Annotated in this window: 18 protein-coding genes and 1 pseudogene; 18 read left to right on the plus strand and 1 reads right to left on the minus strand. The window is 34.8% G+C overall.

Going from position 1 to position 15,043, the window contains the following annotated elements:
- The first annotated feature begins 12 nt into the window (after window positions 1–12).
- The 3 genes from I6F65_RS00095 to I6F65_RS00105 all read left to right on the plus strand — a co-directional run bounded on the left by I6F65_RS00095 (window position 13) and on the right by I6F65_RS00105 (window position 4,214).
- Window positions 13–1,536 carry a mannitol dehydrogenase family protein gene (locus I6F65_RS00095; protein WP_197110896.1) on the plus strand — a complete coding sequence of 508 codons (1,524 nt, stop codon included), beginning with the start codon at window positions 13–15 and terminating at the stop codon, window positions 1,534–1,536.
- A gap of 2 nt (window positions 1,537–1,538) precedes the next feature.
- Entirely contained in the window at window positions 1,539–2,456 is a 918-nt protein-coding gene (locus I6F65_RS00100) for a carbohydrate kinase (protein ID WP_024610857.1), read from the plus strand.
- A gap of 291 nt (window positions 2,457–2,747) precedes the next feature.
- Window positions 2,748–4,214: a carbon starvation protein A gene (locus I6F65_RS00105; protein WP_024610858.1), complete on the plus strand. Its 1,467-nt coding sequence runs from the start codon at window positions 2,748–2,750 to the stop codon at window positions 4,212–4,214.
- Between the two features lie 95 nt (window positions 4,215–4,309).
- Here I6F65_RS00105 and I6F65_RS00110 read toward each other — a convergent pair whose 3' ends face one another.
- Window positions 4,310–4,834, minus strand: coding sequence for a TetR/AcrR family transcriptional regulator (locus tag I6F65_RS00110; protein WP_197110898.1), 525 nt, complete (start codon window positions 4,832–4,834; stop codon window positions 4,310–4,312).
- Window positions 4,835–5,060: 226 nt separating this feature from the next.
- On the opposite strand from I6F65_RS00110, the gene I6F65_RS00115 reads away from it, so the two are divergent.
- The 15 genes and pseudogenes from I6F65_RS00115 (at window position 5,061) to I6F65_RS00185 (ending at window position 14,599) form a co-directional block, all read left to right on the plus strand.
- The gene (locus I6F65_RS00115) at window positions 5,061–5,681 is read left to right on the plus strand and encodes a glutathione S-transferase family protein (RefSeq protein ID WP_197110900.1); all 621 of its coding nucleotides are present in this window, start codon (window positions 5,061–5,063) and stop codon (window positions 5,679–5,681) included.
- Window positions 5,682–5,742: 61 nt separating this feature from the next.
- Window positions 5,743–6,435, plus strand: coding sequence for a cupin domain-containing protein (locus tag I6F65_RS00120; RefSeq protein ID WP_197110902.1), 693 nt, complete (start codon window positions 5,743–5,745; stop codon window positions 6,433–6,435).
- A gap of 137 nt (window positions 6,436–6,572) precedes the next feature.
- Complete coding sequence (locus I6F65_RS00125; protein WP_024610862.1) at window positions 6,573–6,953, plus strand: STAS/SEC14 domain-containing protein; 381 nt, start codon at window positions 6,573–6,575, stop codon at window positions 6,951–6,953.
- Window positions 6,954–7,247: 294 nt separating this feature from the next.
- Window positions 7,248–7,703 carry a nuclear transport factor 2 family protein gene (locus I6F65_RS00130; protein WP_166109183.1) on the plus strand — a complete coding sequence of 152 codons (456 nt, stop codon included), beginning with the start codon at window positions 7,248–7,250 and terminating at the stop codon, window positions 7,701–7,703.
- A 297-nt stretch (window positions 7,704–8,000) separates the two neighbouring features.
- A pseudogene (locus I6F65_RS00135) lies at window positions 8,001–8,228 on the plus strand (DUF6789 family protein); the annotation flags it as partial.
- A gap of 510 nt (window positions 8,229–8,738) precedes the next feature.
- Window positions 8,739–9,197, plus strand: coding sequence for a hypothetical protein (locus tag I6F65_RS00140; RefSeq protein ID WP_024610864.1), 459 nt, complete (start codon window positions 8,739–8,741; stop codon window positions 9,195–9,197).
- A 198-nt stretch (window positions 9,198–9,395) separates the two neighbouring features.
- Window positions 9,396–9,716 (plus strand): hypothetical protein, encoded by a 321-nt coding sequence (locus I6F65_RS00145; RefSeq protein WP_024610865.1) that lies wholly within the window; start codon window positions 9,396–9,398, stop codon window positions 9,714–9,716.
- A 58-nt stretch (window positions 9,717–9,774) separates the two neighbouring features.
- A complete protein-coding gene (locus I6F65_RS00150; RefSeq protein WP_158001062.1) occupies window positions 9,775–9,951 on the plus strand; it encodes a hypothetical protein in 177 nt (58 codons plus the stop codon).
- 322 nt (window positions 9,952–10,273) lie between these two features.
- Window positions 10,274–10,624, plus strand: a complete 351-nt coding sequence (locus I6F65_RS00155) for a hypothetical protein (protein WP_197110904.1) — start codon at window positions 10,274–10,276, stop codon at window positions 10,622–10,624.
- 140 nt (window positions 10,625–10,764) lie between these two features.
- Window positions 10,765–10,932, plus strand: a complete 168-nt coding sequence (locus tag I6F65_RS00160) for a hypothetical protein (RefSeq protein WP_158001063.1) — start codon at window positions 10,765–10,767, stop codon at window positions 10,930–10,932.
- A gap of 157 nt (window positions 10,933–11,089) precedes the next feature.
- Complete coding sequence (locus I6F65_RS00165) at window positions 11,090–11,452, plus strand: hypothetical protein (RefSeq protein WP_158001064.1); 363 nt, start codon at window positions 11,090–11,092, stop codon at window positions 11,450–11,452.
- Window positions 11,453–12,086: 634 nt separating this feature from the next.
- Complete coding sequence (locus tag I6F65_RS00170; protein WP_024610870.1) at window positions 12,087–12,473, plus strand: hypothetical protein; 387 nt, start codon at window positions 12,087–12,089, stop codon at window positions 12,471–12,473.
- 39 nt (window positions 12,474–12,512) lie between these two features.
- On the plus strand, window positions 12,513–13,223 hold the full coding sequence (locus tag I6F65_RS00175) for a hypothetical protein (RefSeq protein WP_166109188.1): 711 nt from the start codon (window positions 12,513–12,515) through the stop codon (window positions 13,221–13,223).
- A 272-nt stretch (window positions 13,224–13,495) separates the two neighbouring features.
- A complete protein-coding gene (locus I6F65_RS00180; RefSeq protein WP_024610872.1) occupies window positions 13,496–13,906 on the plus strand; it encodes a hypothetical protein in 411 nt (136 codons plus the stop codon).
- A 216-nt stretch (window positions 13,907–14,122) separates the two neighbouring features.
- Window positions 14,123–14,599: a hypothetical protein gene (locus tag I6F65_RS00185; RefSeq protein ID WP_197110906.1), complete on the plus strand. Its 477-nt coding sequence runs from the start codon at window positions 14,123–14,125 to the stop codon at window positions 14,597–14,599.
- The last annotated feature ends 444 nt before the right edge of the window (window positions 14,600–15,043 follow it).

The following is a 15,043-nucleotide window of genomic DNA, read 5'->3' on the forward strand; positions in this document are numbered from 1 at the left end:
TAAGGCCGCACTATGACGCAATTACAACACACTGACGCTCTTGTAACAGGGCTAAACCAGCAGAGCTTGGCTCAACTACCAAGCCATGTTGATACACCAACGTACGATCGTAGCGCACTTAAAGCGGGCATTGTACATATTGGTGTGGGCGGCTTTCATCGCGCCCATCAAGCCGTTTATATTAACGAGCTTTTAAAAACGCCAGGTTCTGAGCAGTGGGGCATTTGTGGTGTTGGTCTTTTAGAAGGTAACCGTGGGCTGCGTGATATTTTAAAGCAGCAAGATTACCTTTATACCCTTACGGTAAGACACCCAGACGGTAAAATTGATAATAAAGTTATTGGTTCAATGATCGACTTTTTGTTTGCACCAGAAGACAAACAAGCGGTAATTAATAAGTTAGCACACAGCGATACAAAAGTAGTATCGCTTACTATTACCGAAGGTGGCTACAACTTTAACCCAGTAACGGGTGAGTTTGATTATAGCAATCCAGACATTATTAACGACATTAATAACCCGAACGACCCAATTACAGCGTTTGGTTACATTACTGCCGCTTTAAAATTGCGTAAAGAGCAAGGCTTAAGCGCGTTTACAGTGCAGTCTTGCGATAACATTCAGCACAATGGCCACGTAACACGTAAAATGCTTATAGCTTTTTCAAAAGAGCAAGATAAAGAATTAAGCGAGTGGATTGAACAAAATGTTACTTTTCCAAATGCAATGGTTGATCGTATTACGCCAGCATCTAAAAAAAGTGATATTGACTACGTAGTAGAAGCTTACGGCGTAAGCGATGAGTGGCCAATTACGTGTGAATCTTTCATGCAGTGGGTTATAGAAGACTCGTTTTGTAACGGTCGCCCAAATTGGGATACCGTAGGTGCACAGTTTGTAACTGATGTAACACCCTACGAAACAATGAAAATTCGCTTATTAAATGCAGGGCATTCGGTACTTGGTTTACTTGGCTCTATTCATGGCTATGGCACTATTGACGAAACGGTATCAGACACATTATTTGCTACTTACTTACGTGCATTTATGGATAAAGAAGTAACCCCGTTACTTGATCCGCTAGAAGGCATTGACCTTGAAGTTTATAAAGACACGTTAATAGAGCGTTTTTCTAATCCAAATATTAAAGATGGCTTAGCGCGTATTTGCTCTGAAAGTGCAGCAAAATTACCTAAGTTTTTAATTGCATCAATAAACGAAAACTTAGTAAAGGGTCATGATGTATCACTTGCAGCATTAGTTATTGCAACGTGGTGTTTGTACAGCGACAAAGGCGTGAGTGAAAACGGCGCTAAACTTGATATTCAAGATGCTATGTATAAAGAGCTAAATGCATACGCACAAGAAACCATTGTTGACCCATGTGCATTTTTAAAGTTAACCAGTTTGTTTGGCGACCTTGAAAATAACGACAGCTTTACTGTTGAGTATAAAAAATCGATTGCTGCGCTGTATGCACCTAACAGCAAAATTAAAACCATTATGCAAGCTGTGCTTGATCAAAAGAGTAATTAATAATGAGTATTTTAATTAATCATAAATCAAGCGAGAACGTAAGTGTTAGCTGCTTTGGCGAAGTGTTGTGGGATTGCTTTGATTCGGGTAAACGTTTAGGCGGTGCGCCGCTTAATATGTGTGTGCGTATTAACTCATTAGGCATCAAAGCCGACATGATAAGTGCAGTAGGTAACGACGAGTTGGGCACTGAGCTTTTAGGCGAAATTAAAAGTAAAGGCGTAAGCTGCGAATACATTGCTATTAATAATGATAAAAAAACCAGTACGGTTGAAGTAACGCTCGACAGTGGTGGCTCGGCAAGTTACGAAATAGTAGGTGATACCGCGTGGGATAACATAGCACTCACTGACGCATTACTCGATAAAGTTAAAAATAGCGACGTGTTTGTATTTGGTAGCTTAATCGGTCGAAGTGAAGCATCACTGGCTACATTAAAACAACTAGTTGATGTAGCTAACTTTAAAGTATTTGACGTAAATTTACGTGCGCCTCATTACACGCTAGAAACACTGGTAGATTTAATGAATAAAGCCGACTTTGTTAAATTAAATGATGAAGAGCTTTACGAAATAGCAAAAGCAATGGGATGTAAATACCACTCGCTTGAGCAAAACTTAGCGTTTATTGCAGAGCAAACAAATACAGAATATTTATGCGTTACTAAGGGTAGCCACGGTGCATTGTTAACAATTAAAGGTGTTAACTATTACAACTCTGGTTACTTAATTAGTGTGGTTGATACTGTAGGCGCAGGAGATTCTTTTTTAGGGTCGCTAATTTATCAGTTATGTAGTAACGATGATGCTCAATTTGCTGTCGATTTTGCTTGTGCGGTTGGCGCTATGGTAGCCGAAAGCGCGGGAGCAACACCAAGCTTAACGCATCAGCAAATTAGTAATTTTATGAATCCTTTATAAGCTTATTTAAACAGATATAGAAAACAACCAATCATTGTGTGTTAGCGGTTTTGCCTTAGGTAAAATCGCTTTTTTTATGTCTAAAATAAAACGCGATTATAAAATAAGCTGTGTGGATTGTTAAATACACATATTGCATAAATAGTAGCTTACATTGCCGATGGTATTAGCTAAACGTCTTATTGTTCGGGTTATGGCGCTTTGTTAAGATCGTTGATTATTCACGGATTGAACAGGCGGGGCGACACACATGCGCTCTATAACACACATACAAAAAGAGAAACGTGCTTTATGATAATCTTTTTTATCTGCCTTACTATTTTAATACTGGGTTATAAGTTTTATAGTCCATTTGTTGAAAAGCAAGCAGGCTTGGATTCAACCGTTGATACACCACAAAAACGCTTTAGCGAAGGTGTTGATTACGTAGCAATTCATCCTGTACGTGCTTTTTTAATTCAATTTTTAAATATTGCAGGTGTAGGCCCAATATTTGGTCCGATACTGGGTGCTTTATACGGTCCGGTTGCTCTAGTTTGGATTGTACTTGGTAACGTTTTAGGTGGTGCTGTACACGACTTCTTCTCAGGTGTAATGAGTATAAAAGAAGACGGTAAAAGCTTACCAGAAATCGCAGGTCACTATTACAATGTAGTATTTAAAGGCTTTATGCTTGTATTTACTGCCATGCTACTGTTTTTTGTAGGTGTAGTGTTTATTATGAGCCCTGCGGGCTTATTGAGTAACCTTGATTTTTTTGAAGGTACAATATTAGCAAACAACACCTTTTGGGTTGTGGCTATATTAGCGTATTACTTTTTAGCTACGTTATTACCAATTGATAAAATTATTACTAAATTTTACCCAATTTTTGGTGCTCTTATGATTGTAATGACAGTGGCAATTGCTATTTCATTATTAATTAATGCTCCTCATTTACCTGTTCCAAGTGACTTTTTGGCTTATTTTGAAGCCGACCACGCTCACGACTTTTTAGAACCAAACCCAGATGGATTACCAACGTGGCCGTTATTGTTTATTACTATTACGTGTGGTGCTATTAGTGGTTTTCACTCGACTCAAGCGCCAATTATTGCCCGTTGTTTAACAAATGAAAAATACGTACGCCCAGTATATTACGGCGCCATGATGTGTGAAGGTATTGTTGGTTGTGTATGGGCACTTGCGGGTATTGCAGCGTTCCCAGATGGTTACGCAGGCTTAAAAGCATTACTTGACCAAGGTGGTCCAGGTTTAGTTGTTAACCATGTAGCTAACAGCTACTTAGGTGTGTTTGGCGGTATTATGGCAATTATTGCTGTTGCGGTATTCCCAATCACTTCTGGTGATACAGCGTTTCGCTCATTACGTTTAACGGTTGTTGATGCGTTCAATATTCCACAAAGCTTACGTAATCGTTTATTAGTGGCTGTACCAATACTTGCTATAGCATACTTTATGACTAAATTAGATTTCTCGTTAATTTGGCGCTACTTTGCATTCTCAAATATGTTGCTTTCTACAAGCGTACTATGGCTTGCAACTAAGTACTTATTTGACCGTGGAGCTTTTCATTGGATTGCGAGTATTCCAGCTGTTATAGCAACAGGTGTAACAATGTCTTATATTGCTACTGCAGCAATAGGGCTTAACTTATCAAGCGATTTGAATAAGCCAATTGGTGCTGCAGTCGTTATACTTGGTTTAATTGTGTTAGTTATTGTGCATTCTAAGCATAAAGTTAAACCTGCAATGTAATATCTAAAAGTAGCGTAAGTTATTACGTTATTTTAAGTACAAAAAAAGCGAGCTATTAAATAGCTCGCTTTTTTATGCGCTAAATTTAAATTTTATTACGTTAGCTGAGTTGCAAGTTCAAAGTAGCTGTTATCGTCGAGTGTTTTACTTATCATCATTGCACCCTCTAGCAGGCTAACAGTTTGAATAGCCGATTGAGTAGGGTTTAGATCGCCATTAACTAAATGTGCAGCAGTAAGCCATGCTAGGTTTTCGTTAAAAAAGCGCTTTACTTCAAGGCGTACTTTATCCGGTAAGCTATCGCTTTCGGCTCCTAATAAACCACATAAACACATTTTTCTGTCGGTTACTAATGCACTTCTAAAAAGTTGAGTGTACACATTTATCGGGTTTTTACCGCTCGCTTTAAGTTCGTTTGGTTCACCTAGTGCAGCTAAAAACGAATTAGTATATTGATGCGCAAGCTCTGCACCTAAATCAGCCTTAGTAGGGAAATGGTAGTGAACACTCGCACTTTTAATTCCAACTTCACTCGCAAGTTCTCTAAAACTAAAATTACTATAACCGCCAAGACGTACCTTGTTTTCAGCTGCTTTTAATAAAGCTTCTTTCTTACTCATTTTAATATTTCCTATTCGCAATAATAAAATTATCGACCAGTAGGTAGTTATTTACAAGCGTTTTTATTTTTAAGCAACATACTAATTTTATTATAAATTAAGTTAGATCCTATAAATAAGAAAAATTTAAACGTTGACTTAAGTTTAGTTTAGCAATATAAATTACCTATCGGTAGGTAGGTAGTCGCCGTTTTATTTACTTTTAACAAAAATATAAGAGATAATTATGAAAATTTATGATGTAGAAAACTTCCCAAATCCACTTCGTGTTCGTATTGCTTTAGCTGAAAAAAATGCCACTGAAAATGTTGAATTTGTACCTGTTGATTTATTAAATGGTGAACACAGAACTGACGCTTTTTTAGCTAAAAATCCATTAGCGGGCGTACCAGTATTAGAACTAGATGACGGCACGTTTATATCTGAAAGTACGGCTATTACCGAGTATATTGATACCGCATTTGAAGGTCCGTCATTAATGGGTAAAACTGCAAAAGAGCGCGCAGTTATTAATATGATGCAAAAACGTGCGGAATCTATGGTGCTTGATGCTGTGGCAACATACTTTCACCATGCAACTGATGGCTTAGGACCAGATCTTGAAGTTTATCAAAATGCAGGTTGGGGTGAAAAGCAAGGTGAAAAAGCGCGCCAAGGTTTTAGCTATTTTAATGACGTACTAGAGCAATCAGCGTTTGTTGCTGGTGAACAATTTAGTATTGCTGATATTACATTGTATGCAGGGCTTGTATTTGCAGGGTTTGCACAAATAGCAATTCCAAGTGAATTAACACATTTAGTTGCATGGCAAGAAAAAGTGGCAAAACGTCCAAGTGTTGCTGCTTAGTACTACAATTTAAGAATCATATAAGTTTAGGTTTAAGCCAAATTATAGTTAGGAGCTAAGTATGAAAATTGCTGCCGATTTTAGTAAACGAGTTGTTGTGCACAGTGAAACACTTGCCTGGGTTGCATCGCCAATGGCTGGAGTAGATAGACGAGCGCTTGATAGAGTAGGCGATGAAGTTGCTCGTGCAACAACGATTGTTCGCTACGCACCAGGCAGTGAGTTTTCGCCGCATACACACACCGGCGGCGAAGAGTTTGTTGTGCTTGAAGGTGTATTTCAAGATGAACATGGCGACTTTCCGGCTGGCTCCTATATTCGTAACCCGCCTGAGTCAAAACATAAGCCAGGGTCTAAAAACGGTTGTATTATATTTGTAAAATTATGGCAGTTTCAGCCAGATGATAGAACGCATGTACGCTTGCAAACAGATTTAATGCAAAGTGCGGCACATCCTAATTTTAAAAATGTAGCAGTAACGCCTTTATACAAAGACACCTTTGAAGAAGTAAGCTTACTGCTTTTCAAACCTAACGCCGACATGGTAATAAATGCACAAGGTGGGGCTGAGCTGCTAGTACTTGAAGGCTCACTTGATGAACAAGCTGATACTTTGGTAAAAAACAGTTGGCTAAGAGTGCCTATTAACAGCACTGTTAATGTTAAAGCGGGGAATAATGGCGCAAAAGTATGGCTTAAAACGGGTCATTTAACGGATGTAAGTAACCAAATTTCTCGCGTACAAAATACCTAAGCCTAAACCTAAACATATATAAAGTGAGCTACATGCTCACTTTTTACTTTAACCTTAGTGTTTTTTTCATTTGCTTCATAATTCATTAATCTAATGTAACGTACTCTCAAAGCTTAATTGAAGAATGAGATTAAGTGATGGCACATTCAAACCATGGTTTATCGATTGATATTGAAGGCAAAGGCAGTGAGTTTTTTTTAACGTTTAAGGCTGTTGGTAAGCTTACTCACGAAGATTATAAAAACATTACCCCTAAGATTGATTCAGCCCTCTCGCAAGTAAAACACCCCGTAATAAGTATACTAATTGACAGCATAGAACTTCAAGGTGTTGGCTTTAAATGTGTTTTTGATGACTTAAAGCTAGGTAAAAAACATAACAATGAGCTGAAAAGGGTCGCTATTTACGGCAATAAAAAGTGGCAATCAAATATCGCAAAAATAGGCAATAATGCTGTATCTGGGGAAATGGCATATTTTGAAAATGCCACCGCTGCAATTGAATGGTTAGAAGAGTAGCTAATTTGCCGGTTAATAAGTGGCTGATTATAAGTAGATTCAACGCTTTTAGTTTTGAAAATAACTGCTTGAGTTAAATTTACTACCCAAAATTGATTTAATACACAAACGAATAAAAACTTAAACGCTCTTATGGGCGTTTTTTGTTGTTTAAAACAAATATAGAGCATTACCACTACAAGCATTACACATAGTGCTTTTTATAAACATTTGTATTCGTTTTAATTCAATTGTGAATGTTTAGTTATTCAAATACACTTGTACCTATTGAGCAAATTACACATTACATAAACTATGAAATTAATACTTACCTTTATCGCATTATTTATATTTTCATCATCAATACAAGCCGCAGAAGAAGACAATATATTCACACCTGTGAGTGACCTTTTTTTAGCTGTTTCTAATATCGATCACGATAAAATGCGCGCAGCAGTAGATGATTCATTTTTACTTTTAGAGCACGGTGAAGTGTGGACTATTAACGATTTTATTAATGCAGTTAATCCTTCGGAGTTTACAAGAACTAACTATTTTAGTGTGATTAGTTCGAAAGTTGTTGGCGATACTGGTTTTATTAATTATTGGAATCAAGCAAATCTTAAAAGTGAAAAAAAGAGCATGGACGTGTTTTGGTTAGAAAGTGTAGTGGTTACAAAAGTAGATGGTAAATGGCTAGTATCGCAAATGCACTCAACTCGCCTACCTGAAGGGAAACCACCAATAGGCGTAACGTTTGTAAAACAGTAAATGTGAAAAAGTAGGCGTTACTGTATTTAATTAACACCTGGCTGTGTTTTATTTAAAATTAATTGGTGAATTTCTCAATTAGATTAAATAGATGACCTAATAAAAATGTGCAATTATTGTCACGAAAACCAACATACTGATAAAGCGAAATTACAGGATTTAGTTTTTTTATGATTATATTTAAACCAATTTGTCATTGGTGCTTATGGGTCCAAAAATCACGTTAAAAATTGCTTGCAGCAAATAACGTTTATTTTAATTTATGACTTTGTTTAGCAAAAGTAGTATCTACTTGTAAATGATTTATTGCCAAGTAACTCACAAGTAATGAAGGGTATTACTTTTGGTGTGGGTGCTTGGTTATTAATGATGATAGGTCCTATGCCGATGAGTGGTGCTGGTCTGTTTGGCTTATCAATGGGGATTATGGCACCTGTGCTAACCTTGGTGTTACATATTGCTTTTGGTGCAACGATGGGCTTAACTTTTGCTAAATTAAAAAGTACACATAACAGTACATTTTAAGCTAACTCACCAATTGTGTTCATCTGTAAAGATTAAATTTACAGAAGCGTGTTTGTTTAAGGCAAGTAATGCAGCTATTTTTGAATTTATTCAATAGCATTACAGCAAACACGCGTTACTTCATAATAAATAACGTATATAAAACCCTGCTTAATACACATTTTAACTACTACGAAATACGCTCTGCTAAAAAGTGCTTTTTTACTTGTAATAAAGCTACCTAAACATCGTCTAAAACACCCATAAAAACTAGATTAAACTCCCTTTTATATGCGAGGTAACTATATAGTAACCAATTGATCCAATGCAGGAACTCGGATATGGTTTGTTTATTAATAAAAATAAATATTGATGCTGTCGAATTACGCTTATTTAAGAAAAATAGCCTGTATTATGGGGTCTAAATTCATTACCAAATACTTTAAAAGTGCTTAGGGTTGATTTTAGTAGCTCGTTTTTTAATTTAGGCTGTTGGATTATTTTACAACCTTGCGATAGGAAATATTGATCATGAATTACTTAACAATTGAAAAAGCAAAAATGCTTATAAAACAGTTTAATATTCCTCATTTTTTTAATGACGTACTTGATGAAAAACTCAGTTATCCATTAGATATTTACTTTACTTGCCCTGTTGTATATTTCCTTAATAAAGAGGAGCAAGCAGCCTATATGCTGGGTGATATTATTCCACTTTGGGCTGATATAGGTGGATATATACATTATGCATATGACATTAACCAACAAAATTTCATATCCTTTGATATTGAGGAAGGTAGCATAGAAAAACGTTATTCTTGGGATGAAATAATGAAAAAAATTATTGGAATAGCCATAGAATATGAATGCGATGAACATGATAGTATTGAGCAGACAATCGGATCAGTAAAAGATTATTTTGCGTGCATAGAAATATCAAATTTCGATTTATTAGCTGAAAAATGTAGACTTGAATACATAAACAGCTAAATTAAAGTTTGTAGTTAATCTAATAAAAAAAGCAATAAAAACAGACGCTAAACGTTTGGCTGCTATTCGTTTTTCACTACAATTGTAGTCAAATATTTTGCTATTTATTTACTTAAAATTTGAATCTTTATTCTATTTCGGTGTTATGCACGCTTTGTTACGGCGTTAGTTTTTTAAAATATATAGGGCATTAATCATATGACTGAGTTTGTTAGAATTGCTATGTTAGTTGTTGGAGCGATTCCCTTAGTCGTATATCCATTTATAGTTATTGCTAGCCTCATGGGGCTGGGAAGTAACTCACATATTCATATACCCTTGTTTAATAGAATAATGAATCAGTTTTTTTTATGGGGTACATTAATTTACCCTTTAGTGTTTTTTGGGTGTTATAGGCTTAGTGACAAAATTAACGAATATAGTATTTTGGTTGCTTTTTTTCCCTTAGCTTTTTTGATTTTACTTTGGGGGAGTTTTCATTTTATGGATGCTCCGCCCAATACTAAAGTAGAAAAATAATGTGTAAGAGCAATGAAATTTGAACGTTACAATTTATCTGGATAAAAGTGAAAAAATATTGAAAGTATTAGAAGATAATATTGAATCTATTCGAGAGCAAAGCAGAATACATAAAAAAGCGGAGAAAGCTTTAGGTGAGAATAGTTCAAAAAGCCCGTGTTTAATTGGTCCTAAAACAGAGCAAGATTATCAAGACATGTTAAAGGATATTAAGGAGTCAGGGGAAGGTAAATGACAAGTATATCTAGCACAATATTAGGATCTGTTTATTTTTCGAGGTTAAATTTCAGCAATGTGTTTAGTATTTAGGCAATGCAGAGCCGATGTAGCGTTACGCAGGAGCGATTAACGAGGTCACTGGGTTTCGCCTCGAGATGCGATTAAATCTCCATAGAGGGAACAAATTTTAATCCTGAAAGGTTACAAATGCTAATGTATCCGACTTTTTAAAAACAAAAATCAATTAGCTTGTACTTCTTCGTCGCTTATTTTAGTAAGTTGTTGTTAGTTTATTAATTAGACATTGAATTTCGTTGGTAACTTACTTAAGGTTTTATATGCCTCTTTGGTTTGGAATATTAATTGTTATAGCAATAGCTTGTTTATTCGTATGGTATATCTATCCGGATAGAGCTTCTTCACCGAGTTTTTTACGTAAATATATGGCAATTTCTTGGGTTATTATTCGACGTGTAGTTTGCTTTTCGGCAGCGATACTTGGGCTGTTTATTATCTATATAGTGTTGACTTCAAATGAGGAAATTACGCTAAAACTCATATTTACCTTAGTAATATCATTAGTGCTATTGAGTGGTTTTGTATTTATAGGAATAGTAGGGTTTGCAAAGGATGAAAGCATGCTTGATTTATATAAAAGAATTAAGAAAAAATACGGTTTACGCTGGTAAGCTTAATATGTTGTTTAAATTATTAATAACTAGTTGTGCTGGTTATTTCGGTGTTACACGAGTCTTAGGGTTTTAGATGATAATTAATGGTCGAAAGTTTACATTTAAAGTTGCTAGCGATATAGAGTGTAGCGGTACATATGCTTGGCAGTTCTGCCAGCGACGAATCTGGTTATATTAGGCTTTATAATCAAGATGATAAATTATTAAATGAAAGAGAAGTTGAAATGGTGCAGTTAATCGAAACTGTTGACTGCAGTGATGATCACGTATCAATTAAGCTAATTGCCGATTGGTCTTTACAGTGAATAATTCACAAGACAGTCATGCTAAACTCTTAATTTGTGGGCTCCAAATGCTTAAAGCCTTTAGAGTTAATTTCAGGAACTTGTTTTAAATTTTTTAACTAACACACTATTTAATTTTTCAGTGTATGTATTATTTGTTCAGAATAATCAAATTTATTTGCCAAAAATAAACACCTATCAAAAAATCGAAATCCCATTTCAAACTTTGCTGTATGAGATTAAAAATATGAATGTTAATTATGAGCCACTTAGCACCGTAATCATTGATTTTGCCGAGCATCTTAAAAAAGGTAAGTTAATCCAACCAATTTTAGATAATCAAATATCAAATGAAACGACGGCTAAAGAGATCTTAGTGTTTATAGAAAAAATGACCGATCTGTGTGCTGAACTTTTACAAGAAGAAAAGCAATTGAACGGTAAGCCCTTAGACTATTGTGTTGTTGAAAAAGCATATATTTTGATTGAGTGTAATGTATCTGATGCGGGGTTTGAGTATCTTATGCATTCGCTTGAATGATAAAGTAGAACTTTAACTACAGCCAAGTTTTTTAACTGTACCATTACAAGCTCACATTATTTGTACTCGGCTAAGTATAGGAAATGGCTGTTTGCATGCACTTTATATTTGTAATTCTAAAACGCAATAAAGATAAATTGAATTAATGTATGAGAAATTTATTACGCCATTTAAAAAAATGGGTTTATTACCTATCTAAATTTACACTAATTGATGAAGTTTTAGGTTTTATATACTGGGCGTTTGCTATTTACGGTATGTTTATTATTACGGGTTACATTAAAACTCAAGCTATTATGATGTTCGCTCTTTTTATTTATATTTTTGTCGTATCCATTTTCTATATTTTTATATTAAAGAGATTTAAAAGGTATTGGAAAGGTGAGCCAAAGTAAATATGCAACAAAGGTTTGTATCATGGCTACACATTTGCTGCACTCCAAACTTACCATTCAGCGTAGCGTTAAGTGCCTCTCATATAATACCTTTTTAATAAACCATATTGTTGTTAACGAATACGTCACTTTTTACATATAGACTTTATTTACATAGAGTTAAATTTATAAAAGCATGTTAGTTGAATTTGGTGATAGGTGGTATTTTAATGCCAAGTTAGCATAATAGGGTGAGCATATTGAACTTTACAGACAGCGATATAGAACAAAGAAAACCTGTTTGGATAGCGCTGGCAGACTTGTTTTTGGACACTGATGTAACTTTAAATTACCCCTATATAATACGTATTTGTTCTGAATCTCCCTATTCTATAGAAACCCTACGCAGTATTTTGTACGAAGAAGTAGCGCCAGTTGTATCAATTAATTTGTTAAGCATTACCGGTGAATGGGCGGGCTTTAACGAGCAATGGTTAATAAAAGAAATAACTAAACAAGTTAAAAGTAATAACTCAATACAAGGTAAGCTTTTAAGGTTGCTTCCACGTATGTCTTGTCGGTTATATGTTGGAGAACATTGGAATAGTATTGAGCCTAAAATCAATATATTACGAGGAAGCATTTAAGTCCTCCTGCCTGCATAATAGTCATTTTAAGAGATGTTAATGAATCAAAAACTAAAATTATTAGAAGACATACTAAAGCGAAATAGTGAAGATCCTGATTCAATTGATATTGAAAATGAAATTGACCATTATTTTTTCTTTAATGCTATTCATAATAAAGATGACTTAGAAATTGCGTGGTCAGTTTTTGATGAACACGAAGATATACGTAAGAGATTGTCAAAAATACAAAACAATGCTGATTCTATTCCTGGATGGGGGTATAAAACACCCAATTTAGACTACGTTAAGTGTGATGATGAAGAGCTTAAACGTATTGTTTCTTTACACGTATCGAGCTTACGCTCCATTTTGCTTGAAGAAGATTACAACGCCGACATTATTACTTTTATAGACAATGGGTTTAAAGTTGAAATTGCCCCTTCAAATATAGAAATTCCAGGCACTTCAGTTAACACGCTTTTTGGTGTGCTTTATGAAGCGATTACTGAGTATTGGATAGAGTACTTTCCTTATGATGATGAGCACTACGAAGTTCTTAAAAACTGGGCTATCCATCTTACTAAATGCGACGAAGTTGCAACTTATTTAATGTGGCCATTTTTAGAACGAAGCAATGACCTAACGGATAATACAATGGATGCTGGTGCTAAGTTATGGAAATTTGGTTGTAGAGACCGATATTGGGTTAAAGATTTAGATTATTCAAGCAAAGTGGTTTATGTAAGACCGCCATGGTTAGATAAATAATTTGGCAATAATAGTTGTAAAAAAATTCCGTTATTTTAGTTCAATTTTTGGTGGTTTATAATAGACTTTAAAGTATAAATTTATAAAAATCAGCAAAGTGGAAGTTATTTTAATAGTTTCTATCGCACTTTTAAGTTTACTATTTAAGGCAACTCTATATTGGTTTATGCCTGTTACTGATGGTGAACCTAACTGTTTAGGTGACGCATAGAGCTTGCTCTTGTTTTTATAGCTGGTTTTTTTATGGTGATATAAAGGTAGATATTTGAATTATGAATTTTAAAAAATTGAGTGGTTTAGACTTAATTGTCATTATTTTATTAGCTACTTCGTACTCATTTTTAGCGTATAGATTTATCAATACTGCACTTCAAAGTACAGTGACGTATTCTTTAGAAGATGTGATTTTGATTAGTAGAAGCCCTGATTGGAAATACGGCAAAGGTTTTTATACTGCTGTTGTTACGTTAAAAAAAGAAGGGGATATTTATAATGTTAACTGCAAAGTTCACATCGGAGATAGCAGTTATCATCAATTAGTGGCATTAGGCAGTGTTACTTCTAAAGAAGATGCATATTCTCGCTGGGCTAACGTTGAGTGGACTGATACCGCTTTAATAATAGGTGATGACGCTCCGTATCAAGTCACAGTAAAACGCAGCCAAATCGAGAGGCACCGATAGAAATACGGTACAAAAATTTAAGGTGCTAAATAAATAACGCAGATAGCGTAATAATATTCTCAACAATCCTTTACTAATAATACAACACTTAAATTGGTAAGTTGTTGTAAAGTAATAGATAGTAATCATTTTTTTGCTGTGAAGTAAATAATTAAAAAGACCAAGGGGTGTAATTATTACGTATACGCGTTTAAAGACTGCAGAGGGACAATTTCGATGTCGATAATAACGAAAGTTGCTCTTATTGCGCTATTTTTAGTGTCGGCTGTAATATCACTTAGGCTCTCTTTTGGACCCGATATACCAATTGCAGAGTATAAAGATTTAGAAAAGGTATCAGGTGTTATCACCCATGTTGGTTGCTCAGGACGACACAATGAATATTTTTCATCGGTTAAATTAAATGATTCTAAATTTTATGAAATTCCGATGAGTATCGATTCACTTTATTGTGATGATGCACGAAAAGAGTGGGTTGGAAAGACTGCGTTTTTAAACATATTTCAAAACAGAGGTGCTATTGATGTTTACGAACTACGCATTGATCAGAATCTTATTTACGATATTTCATGGTATAAAAAACAAAAGCAATTAGAAGAAAAGTGGGTAATTGCTTTCCCTTATATATTAATTGTTATTGCGTTACTTGTTTATTTTAATAACCAACGTAAAAAACGACAAGTTAATTTTTAAGCTTATAACGCTTACGTAATTCGGTAAAAATGTTTAACTAACCCTGCATAAAATACGGGGTTTTCCTCAACACTCACGTTCTATACTCCTATACTTTAGCTCCCATATATAGGCAATACCACAACATAAAGATAAAACATACGCTGCCATTTTGGTACTTTCTACCTAATTAATTTGCTCTTTGTTGTCTGCACGGGTGTAGGTAAGAGGCGTGAGTAGGGGCCGTTATAGAGTTCACTAAGCTACAAACTACGCATCGCGTTTAAGCCTCTTCGAAAAAGAACAAATTTTAATCCTCAAAAGTTAATAGAGCCTAATATATCTCTTAATTAGGGTTCAGATTAAATCGTAATTTAACTGCAGTTGACGATCTATAACTTTTTTTGAAATATTTAATTAACACTTTATTCACTTTGCTGTTATTTTTTAGTGCAAGTAGTGTTT

Source organism: Pseudoalteromonas sp. SWXJZ94C (genome assembly GCF_015864385.1).
Lineage (GTDB): Bacteria > Pseudomonadota > Gammaproteobacteria > Enterobacterales > Alteromonadaceae > Pseudoalteromonas.